The organism is Pseudomonas sp. PICF6, from assembly GCF_009831705.1.
Classification (GTDB): domain Bacteria; phylum Pseudomonadota; class Gammaproteobacteria; order Pseudomonadales; family Pseudomonadaceae; genus Aquipseudomonas; species Aquipseudomonas rhizophila.
In genome coordinates this window covers 203562-211559 of record NZ_WUUD01000022.1, presented here as the reverse complement: position 1 = coordinate 211559, position 7998 = coordinate 203562, and the positions used below count along the sequence as shown (strand labels likewise).

Genomic DNA, 7998 nt, shown 5'->3' with positions numbered 1-7998 from the left:
TGGCGAGGATGATCAACAGCAGTGTGCTGTCGAAGCGCCGGCCGGCCACGGTGTCGGTCTGGAAAATGATCACGTAGAGGCGTTCACGCCAGTTGCTGCTATCCATAACCTTCGCCTGAACCAATAGTCAGCGAAGCCTAGGGTGATTGCCCCGCAAAGCGCAAGGCGCAGTGTCCCGACTGGCCTGTTGCCACACTCGGTGGGTGGCATGAACCAGCCAGCAGGCCAGGATGAAGGGCGCGGTCAGCGGCGCCAGACCGAGGGCAAGAAAGCCCGGTGTGAGTATGAGCGCCAGCACAATACCCGCCAGCGGCAACCATCGCTGGCGGCGTTGTTGGCTGAGGGCCAGCGCCACCAGGGCCGGGTTATAACCGCCGAGCCCCGACAGGGCTTGGGTCGTGTCGTGATGCAGCAGGGAGAACCCCAGGCCAGCGGCTGAACCCAGCATCGCCCACCCGGCGGCGCGTGGATTGGCAATCAACAATCCCACAGCGATCAGCGCACCGGCGAATGGCTGGTCGAGAAACATGACCTGACCGAGTCCGCTCCAACAAGCGGCCAGCAAATTGGCCATCGTCAGTTCAACCGAAACGGGTGATGGCTGTGCCGGGGCAAAACTCAGCAGCAACCAGCCCAGCGCCACGAACGGCGCGGTGTAGGCGGGCAGGCACTGAGGGCCACGGCTGCGCTTGAGCCATTGCTCGGTCAACATCGCGCTGAGGCCGCCGCTGGCAATAATCAATGGCGGCAACACGGCTGACCAGGGTAACGCGAGGCTCAATAGCAAGCCCAGCAGGATGCCGTTGTAACTGAACAGTCCGGCCTGTCGATCAACCTTGGCATAACCGCGTCGCTGGGCGGTGAGCAACCCGGCCACGCCGCCGAGCAACGCACCGCCAAACAAGGCGGGTGCGGTGAAGAGAATCGCCAGCAGGCACAGCAGACCGCACAGCGGATGACGCTGGAGGAAAATCTGGCTGAAGCCGTTGAGCAGGGCGGTGGCCCAGTCGGGGCAGTGGGTGTAGGGCATGGCTAGGCGTGTCTGAGAGACCGAGTGGGTTTCATCGCGAGCAGGCTCGCTCCCACACTGGATCTGTGGTGTTCACAAAACCCCTGTGGGAGCGAGCCTGCTCGCGATGAGGCCGATACAGGCGCTAAATCAACGTCTCAATGCGCAGCGAATTAGTCGACCCCGGCTGCCCGAACGGCACGCCGGCTGTGATCAGTAGGGTGTCGCCCCGCTGGGCCATGCCCTGGGCCTGGGCGATTTCCAGGGCCGTAGAGCACACTTCGTCCACTTGGCGCAGCCGATCGTTGACCACCGAATGCACGCCCCAGGCCACCGTCAGACGGCGGGCTGCTTGCAGGTTGGGCGTGAGGTTGAGGATCGGCACCGTCGGCCGCTCCCGCGCCGCCCGCAGGCTGGAGCTGCCCGATTCGCTGTAGTTCACCAGCACCGCCACCGGCAGCACGTTGCTGATACGCCGGATTGCGCAACTGATGGCGTCCGACGCCGTGGCTTCGGCCTTCGGCCGGCTGACATCCAACTGCGCCTGGTAATCCGGGCCGTTCTCCACCTGGCGGATGATCTTGCTCATCATCTGCACGGCTTCGAGGGGGTAATCGCCCGACGCGGTTTCCGCCGACAGCATCACTGCATCGGCCCCTTCAGCCACGGCGTTGGCCACGTCGGTGACTTCGGCTCGGGTGGGTGCGGGAGAAAAACGCATGGATTCGAGCATCTGCGTGGCCACCACCACCGGTTTACCAAGGGCGCGGCAGGTGCCGATGATGTTCTTCTGGATCTGCGGCACGCTTTCGGCCGGCACTTCGACACCCAAGTCACCCCGGGCAACCATGATCGCGTCGCTCAGTTCGGTGATCTCCCGAAGCTGGGTCACCGCCGACGGTTTCTCGATCTTGGCCATCAGGAATGCCTTGTCGCCAATCAACGCACGCGCCTCGCGGATGTCCTCGGGGCGCTGCACGAACGACAGCGCCACCCAGTCCACGCCCAGCTCCAGGCCAAAGCTCAAGTCGCGACGGTCCTTGGCGGTCAGCGGGCTCATGTCGAGCACGGCCTGGGGCACATTCACGCCTTTGCGGTCTGACAGTTCGCCGCCGTTGAGCACTTGGGTGTCGATGGCATCGGCGTGTTTGGTGGTCACACGCAGGCGCAGCTTGCCGTCGTCCAGCAGCAGGTCCATGCCCGGCTCCAGGGCCGCGATGATCTGTGGGTGGGGCAGGTTGACCCGCTGTTCATCGCCGGGCGTGGCGTCCAGATCCAGGCGCAGGGCCTGGCCGCGTTGCAGCAGCACTTTGCCGTCGGCGAATGTACCCACGCGAAGTTTCGGGCCCTGCAAGTCCATCAGAATGCCCAGTGGGTAGTTGAGCTGCTGCTCGACGTCACGAATCCACTGGTAGCGCTGGGCGTGGTCGGCATGCTCGCCGTGGCTGAAGTTCAGGCGGAAAATATTCACGCCGGCTTGCACCAGTTCACGGATGTCATCGATCCCACGGGTTGCGGGGCCAAGGGTCGCGAGAATCTTGACCTTTTTATCAGGCGTCATGTTTGGGGTTCTCAAGAATCAGGATGGCGCGAAAGTCGTTGACGTTGGTGCGCGTCGGCTCGGTAACGATCAACGCCTCCAGCGCGGCGAAGTAGCCGTAGCCATTGTTATTGTCCAGCTCGTCGCTGGCGCTCAGGCCCAGTTCGGCGGCTCGGCGATAGCTGTCCGGGGTCATGATGGCGCCGGCGTTGTCTTCGGAACCGTCGATGCCGTCCGTGTCACCGGCCAGTGCGTAGATGCCGGGATGGCCCTTGAGGCTGTCGGTCAAGCTGAGCAGGAATTCTGCGTTGCGTCCGCCCCGGCCATTGCCGCGCACGGTGACCGTGGTTTCGCCGCCGGAAAGGATCACGCATGGCGCCGCCAGAGGCTGGCCGTGCAGGGCGATTTGCCGGGCGATACCGGCGTGGACTTTGGCCACCTCCCGGGATTCGCCTTCCAGGTCGCCGAGGATCAACGGGCTGAAACCGGCCTGGCGGGCTTTCACCGCTGCTGCTTCCAGTGATTGCTGGGGGCGGGCGATCAATTGGAAGTGACTGCGGGCCAGGCGCGGGTCGCCGGGTTTGACGGTTTCCGATTCCGGGCTTTGCAACCAGTTGCGCACCGAGGCCGGTACTTCAATGTTGTAGCGCTTGAGGATCGCCAAGGCTTCGGCCGACGTACTGGGGTCGGCCACGGTGGGGCCCGAGGCGATGACCGTGGCGAGGTCGCCGGGCACATCGGAAATCGCGTAGGTGTAGACCGTCGCCGGCCAGCAGGCCTTGCCCAGGCGCCCGCCCTTGATTGCCGAGAGATGTTTGCGCACGCAATTCATCTCGCCGATGGTGGCACCGGACTTGAGCAAAGCCTTGTTGATCGATTGCTTGTCGGCCAGGGTGATGCCTGCTGCCGGCAGCGCCAGCAACGCCGAGCCGCCGCCGGACAGCAGGAAAATAACCCGGTCGTCTTCGTTGAGGTTGCTGACCAGCTCCAGCACCCGTTGGGCCACCGCCAGGCCCGCCGCATCAGGCACCGGGTGAGCGGCTTCCACTACTTCGATCTTCTGGCAAGGCGCGCCATGGCCGTAGCGGGTCACCACCAAACCGGTGACGTCGCCTTGCCAGCAGCGCTCGACCACCTGCGCCATCGCCGCGGCGGCCTTGCCGGCGCCGATGACGATCACCCGGCCGCTGCGATCGCTGGGCAGATACTGTTCAAGGACATGCTGCGGATGGGCCGCATCGATGGCTGTGGCAAACAGCTCGCGCAGCAATTGTTGCGGATCGACCGACATGGCGGACTCCCGATTTTTATTATTGGATGAAGCGACTCGATTCCCTGTGGGAGCGAGCCTGCTCGCGATGGCGTTAATCCAGTCACTTTATGTGTTGAATGTAAGACCGCTATCGCGAGCAGGCTCGCTCCCACAGGGGTTAGTGCAGGTTTACTTGTCGCGAATCGAGAAATTCGCCATGTGCTCCAACCCCTTGATCAACGCCGAGTGATCCCAGTTGCTGCCGCCGATGGCCGCGCAGGTGCTGAAAACTTGCTGGGCGTTGGCGGTGTTGGGCAGGTTGATGTTCAGCTCCTTGGCGCCTTGCAGGGCCAGGTTCAGGTCCTTCTGGTGCAGGCTGATGCGGAAGCCCGGATCGAAGGTGCCCTTGATCATGCGCTCGCCGTGTACTTCCAGGATCTTCGAAGAGGCAAAACCGCCCATCAGCGCTTCGCGAACCTTGGCCGGATCGGCGCCGTTTTTCGCGGCGAACAGCAGGGCTTCGGCCACGGCCTGGATGTTCAGCGCGACGATGATCTGGTTCGCCACTTTCGCGGTCTGGCCGTCGCCGTTGCCACCCACCAGGGTGATGTTCTTGCCCATGGCCTGGAACAGCGGCAGGGCGCGCTCGAAAGCGCCGCTGTCGCCGCCGACCATGATGCTCAGTGTGGCGGCCTTGGCGCCGACTTCACCACCGGACACGGGGGCATCGAGGTATTGCGCGCCTTTTTCATTGATCCTGGCCGCGAACGCCTTGGTGGCGGTGGGGGAGATCGAGCTCATGTCGATGACCACCTTGCCCGTGCCCACGCCCGCCGCGACGCCATCGGCGCGAAACAGCACGTCATCGACCTGCGGGGTGTCCGGGACCATGACGATGATGAACTCGGCTTCCTGGGCGACTTCCTTCGGGTTGGCCAGCGCCACCGCGCCGCCGGCCAGCAGATCGGCGGGGGCCGGGTCGTGGTGCTGGCTCAGGAACAGACTGTGCCCGGCCTTTTGCAGGTTCATTGCCATGGGGTGGCCCATGATGCCGGTGCCGATGAATCCGATTTTAGCCATGAGAAAATCCTCTTGTTTTTATTGCCGCTTCAGCAAATGAGACTGCTTTTCTGTGGGAGCGAGCCTGCTCGCGATGTCGGTTTCACATTCAACGAATAGGTTGGCTGGACTACAGCTATCGCGAGCAGGCTCGCTCCCACAGGGAATTTTTTGGGTCAGACTGCGTTATGGCTTTTCAGCCACCCCAGACCCGCTTCCGTGCTGGTCAGCGGCTTGTATTCGCAGCCGACCCAGCCCTGGTAACCGATGCGGTCCAAGTGTTCGAACAGGAAGCGGTAGTTGATCTCGCCGGTTCCCGGCTCGTTGCGTCCCGGGTTGTCCGCCACTTGCACATGGTTGATCTGACCCAGGTGCGCCGACAGGGTCCGGGCCAGGTCGCCTTCCATGATTTGCATGTGGTAGATGTCGTATTGCAGGAACAGGTTGGCGCTGCCCACCTGCTCGCGGATCGACAGGGCCTGGGCGGTGTTGTTCAAGTAGAAACCGGGAATGTCGCGGGTGTTGATGGCTTCCATCACCAGCTTGATGCCTTTGGCCTGCAGCTTCTCGGCAGCGTATTTCAGGTTGGCGACGAAGGTTTTCTCCACCAGGGCCTTGTCGCAGTTCTGCGGACAAATGCCGGCCAGGCAGTTGACCTGGGTGTTGCCCAGCACCTGGGCATAAGCGATCGCCAGGTCAACGCCCGAGCGGAACTCTTCAACCCGGTCCGGCAGACAGGCAATGCCGCGCTCGCCCTTGGCCCAGTCGCCGGCCGGCAGGTTGAACAACACCTGGGTCAGGCCATTGGCCTGGAGCAGCGCCTTGAGCTCGGCGGAGCTGTAGTCATAAGGGAACAGGTATTCGACACCCGTGAAACCGGCCTTGGCGGCCGCTTCGAAACGGGCGAGGAAATCCTGCTCGGTGAACAGCATGGACAGGTTGGCTGCAAAACGCGGCATGGTGGTCTCCTATAAATAGTTGGCAGGCCCCCTGTGGGAGCGAGCTTGCTCGCGATAGCGGTGTGTCTGCTTGCATCCATGTTGAATGTAGCGCCGTCATCGCGAGCAAGCTCGCTCCCACAGGAGTGCGTCGGCATTCAATCGAGCAACGAAATCGCTGTCGGCGCATCGTTGCCCACCAGCGCCAGATCTTCGAATTCGTTGACGGCGTTGATCTCGGTGCCCATGGAAATGTTGGTCACCCGTTCCAGGATGATCTCGACGATCACCGGCACCTTGAACTCCTCGATCAGTTCCTGGGCCTTGCGCAGCGCCGGCTGGATGCCGGACGGTTCGAACACCCGCAGCGCCTTGCAACCCAGGCCCTCGGCTACGGCGACGTGGTCCACGCCATAACCGTTGAGTTCCGGGGCGTTGAGGTTGTCGAAGGACAGCTGCACGCAGTAGTCCATGTCGAACCCGCGCTGGGCCTGGCGGATCAACCCCAGGTAGGAGTTGTTCACCACCACGTGGATGTACGGCAGCTTGAACTGCGCGCCTACCGCCAGTTCTTCGATCATGAACTGGAAGTCATAGTCGCCCGACAACGCCACGACCTTGCGGCTCGGGTCGGCCTTGACCACCCCCAGTGCCGCCGGAATGGTCCAGCCCAACGGGCCGGCCTGGCCGCAGTTGATCCAGTGGCGCGGTTTGTAGACGTGCAGGAACTGCGCCCCGGCGATCTGCGACAGCCCGATGGTGCTGACGTAGCAGGTGTCCTTGCCGAAGACCTGGTTCATTTCTTCGTACACACGCTGGGGCTTGACCGGTACGTTGTCGAAGTGAGTCTTGCGCTGCAGGCTGGCCTTGCGCTGTTGGCAGTCCCGCAGCCAGGCGCTGCGGTTTTTCAGTTTGCCGGCGGCTTGCCATTCGCGGGCGACTTCGATGAACGCCGTCAGTGCCGAAGCGGCGTCGGACACGATGCCCAGGTCGGGGGTAAACACACGGCCGATCTGGGTCGGCTCGATGTCCACATGAATGAAGGTGCGGCCTTCGGTGTAGACATCCACCGAACCGGTGTGGCGGTTAGCCCAGCGGTTGCCGATACCCAGCACCACGTCCGATTTGAGCAGCGTCGCATTGCCATAGCGGTGGGAGGTTTGCAGGCCGACCATGCCGACCATCAGCGGGTGATCGTCAGGGATGGTGCCCCAGCCCATCAAGGTAGGGATGACTGGGATGCCGGTCAGTTCAGCGAACTCCACCAGCAGCTCGCTGGCATCGGCGTTGATGATCCCGCCGCCGGCCACCAGCAAGGGGCGCTCGGCCTGATCGAGCATGGCCAGGGCCTTTTCGATCTGTACGCGGTTGGCGGCGGGTTTGGCCAGGGGCAGCGGTTGGTAGGCGTCGATGTCGAACTCGATCTCGGCCATCTGCACGTCGAACGGCAGGTCGATCAACACCGGGCCCGGCCGGCCGGAGCGCATCTCAAAGAAGGCTTTCTGGAAAGCGTACGGCACCTGGCCCGGTTCCAGAACGGTGGTGGCCCACTTGGTCACCGGTTTGACGATGCTGGTGATATCCACAGCCTGGAAATCTTCCTTGTGCAGGCGGGCGCGGGGCGCTTGGCCGGTGATGCACAGGATCGGGATCGAGTCGGCCGAAGCGCTGTAGAGCCCCGTCACCATATCGGTCCCCGCCGGCCCCGAGGTGCCGATGCACACGCCAATGTTACCGGCCTTGGTGCGGGTGTAGCCCTCGGCCATGTGGGAGGCGCCTTCAACGTGGCGAGCGAGGACATGATCGATGCCACCCACCTTTTGCAGGGCAGAGTACAGCGGGTTGATCGCGGCACCCGGGATGCCGAAGGCGGTGTCCACGCCTTCACGGCGCATCACCAGAACGGCGGCTTCGATTGCTCTCATTTTGCTCATGATTTTGTGCCTCTTACGTTTTGTAATTGTATACAAGTGGCTTTGCGCTGAGTGTATTCACGGCGGACGGCGCAGGTCAATCCATTTCCTCAAGCACCTGTTTCATTCGTCGGAAGGCCGTAAATGCTGTGGCTTTTCGTCGATAAGGTTATGTTGTTGGATTTATTGTATACAAAAAATGTTATCATTGTGTTCTATTGTTTGCGTCTGGTTTTGCCAAAGGCAATGCCAGGAACGTTTCCCACAACAAAAAAAGGACAGCACCC

At 62.5% G+C, this 7998-nt stretch carries 6 protein-coding genes and 1 pseudogene; all 7 read right to left on the bottom strand.

Going from position 1 to position 7998, the window contains the following annotated elements; genetic code table 11:
- A pseudogene (locus GSM73_RS27380) lies at window positions 1-106 on the bottom strand (ion transporter); the annotation flags it as partial.
- Between the two features lie 21 nt (window positions 107-127).
- Window positions 128-1030: an urea transporter gene (locus GSM73_RS15315; protein WP_076383803.1), complete on the bottom strand. Its 903-nt coding sequence runs from the start codon at window positions 1028-1030 to the stop codon at window positions 128-130.
- A 124-nt stretch (window positions 1031-1154) separates the two neighbouring features.
- Window positions 1155-2570: a pyruvate kinase gene (pyk, locus tag GSM73_RS15310; RefSeq protein WP_160893120.1), complete on the bottom strand. Its 1416-nt coding sequence runs from the start codon at window positions 2568-2570 to the stop codon at window positions 1155-1157.
- Window positions 2560-3840, bottom strand: a complete 1281-nt coding sequence (locus GSM73_RS15305; protein WP_160893118.1) for a glycerate kinase — start codon at window positions 3838-3840, stop codon at window positions 2560-2562. Before GSM73_RS15305 ends, pyk begins: the two co-directional genes overlap by 11 nt.
- Before the next feature lie 150 nt (window positions 3841-3990).
- On the bottom strand, window positions 3991-4881 hold the full coding sequence (locus GSM73_RS15300; protein WP_047229608.1) for a 2-hydroxy-3-oxopropionate reductase: 891 nt from the start codon (window positions 4879-4881) through the stop codon (window positions 3991-3993).
- Window positions 4882-5036: 155 nt separating this feature from the next.
- Window positions 5037-5819 carry a hydroxypyruvate isomerase gene (gene hyi, locus GSM73_RS15295; protein WP_160893116.1) on the bottom strand — a complete coding sequence of 261 codons (783 nt, stop codon included), beginning with the start codon at window positions 5817-5819 and terminating at the stop codon, window positions 5037-5039.
- Window positions 5820-5956: 137 nt separating this feature from the next.
- Window positions 5957-7732: a glyoxylate carboligase gene (gene gcl, locus GSM73_RS15290; protein WP_160893114.1), complete on the bottom strand. Its 1776-nt coding sequence runs from the start codon at window positions 7730-7732 to the stop codon at window positions 5957-5959.
- Window positions 7733-7998: the final 266 nt, after the last annotated feature.